Origin of the sequence: Mesorhizobium sp. M7A.F.Ca.CA.002.15.2.1, assembly GCF_003998715.1 — a bacterium.
GTDB lineage: Bacteria > Pseudomonadota > Alphaproteobacteria > Rhizobiales > Rhizobiaceae > Mesorhizobium > Mesorhizobium ciceri.
Genome location: NZ_RZPI01000930.1, coordinates 1 through 1624 on the forward strand (window position 1 = coordinate 1; position 1624 = coordinate 1624).

The 1624-nt window shown below is 57.0% G+C and carries 2 protein-coding genes; both read right to left on the reverse strand.

Going from position 1 to position 1624, the window contains the following annotated elements:
• Positions 1–482, reverse strand: a 482-nt coding sequence (locus ENZ74_RS31235; RefSeq protein ID WP_127313278.1) for an SDR family NAD(P)-dependent oxidoreductase, incomplete at its 3' end; no start/stop codon positions are given.
• Positions 483–694: 212 nt separating this feature from the next.
• The coding region (locus ENZ74_RS34575) for a hypothetical protein (protein WP_164761366.1) at positions 695–1624 on the reverse strand (930 nt) is incomplete at its 5' end.

Consider the following 1624-nt stretch of genomic DNA (forward strand, 5'->3'; position numbering starts at 1 on the left):
GAATAGGCTGATGTGCCTTCGAAAGACACCAGCGGTCCGGTGACCGACGCCACATTGACGATACGCCCATAGCCCGCTTCGACCATCGCCGGCAGAAACGCCTTGGTGACGAGGAATGCCGTCTTCAGGCTGACGTCGATCCCCTGATCCCAGTCGGCCTCGGTCATGGCGAGAAACGCCTTGTCGACCGATGGCGATGCCAGCGAGCCCATGCCGGCATTGTTGACCAGGATGCCGACCGCGCCGACATCAGCCCGCAACCGCGCGACATCGGCAGCGATGGTGAGATCGGCGACCACGGCCTTGGCGTCGATGCCTTCTGCACGGAGCTCAACGGCGCGATCGAGCACACGCCCACTGGCACCGGTGAGAAAAACGGCATGGCCGGCATGGCCGAGCTGGCGGGCAATGGCGAAGCCGATGCCGTCGGCCGCTCCGGTCCCGGTGATAAGTGCTCGCTTGGTGGTAGTGATGGATGTCAATTCAGGCTCCGTTGGTTCCGCCTGCCGTGCGCGGTCGAACGCCAGCGGTCACAATCGTCGAACCATATAATCCATGGGGTACATAGCGCGCCTATTTTTCCTGTTAAATCGCATGCAGCGCGTCGACGGTATGGAAACCCGAAACACGTTCCATCATGGAAATTCAGTCCGACCAGCTCGCGGCTGTGAAAAAGAAGTAGGGGGAAATAGTCCTAGGTTGTGACAGGCTTCGGCAAGGTGAGCCAAGGTGGACGCTTGAGGTGGACCCGACTGCCGCCGACACTTATCTTGCGATCATACCGGGCTGAGAACTCGGAAATGAGCATGAGCGCCGCGAAGTAGGCTTCCGTCGCATAGCGGATTGTCCATTTCGTACCCAGACCGTACCGTCCTTCCATCATCTCGCGTGAATTGGGGAGCTTCTTTAGGAGGCCGCGGTTGATGCCGGAACAATGCGGAAGCGCGTCGTCGTAAAGGTAAAAAAGGTCGTGGGTTTCACGATACTTTCTGCCTGTCTTTTGAAGAATGAATGCCTTTATCGTCCGTTCGATTGCCATCTGCATCGACCACATTGCAGCGCCCCTTGCGGTATCACTATCAGTAAGCAGACCTATTGCCGCGTTTTGAAGATCAGAAAGAACCCCATCAATCAATTCCGTGATTTCATGATCCGGCGCGGTCACTCCCATCGTGTTCATTCTGATCCTGCGCAAGGCGGTGGCCACCGCCGTCGTCCTCGTTTTCAGTTTTCGGCTTTCCGTCAGGTCTATCTTCGCGAGGTTGGGCGGGTTTACGAGCCAGTCGGTGGGCGTCTCGCCCTGTTCAATGCCAAGGGGGAAATGAAGCCAAACGGTTTCACCAGGTGTCCCCGGCGTGGTGCGTGTTAGTGGAACGCGGATTTCAATCGGGACATGCCGAACAAGCACTACGCCCGACGCAAAACCCTCCCCGCTACTCTGATCAAAAGCACTTCCGTAGGTATCGCGATACCATGTCTCAATATGGTGGAAGATCACCGCAAACCATGGTTTCCCTGCAAAATCCTCCTTCGTGTCGCCCCGAATGTCCAGAATGCTTTCTAGAACGAACTTGATTGAAGCCCTAAGCGGACGTTGCCAAAGTGGGAGCTCCTCCACCTGAAG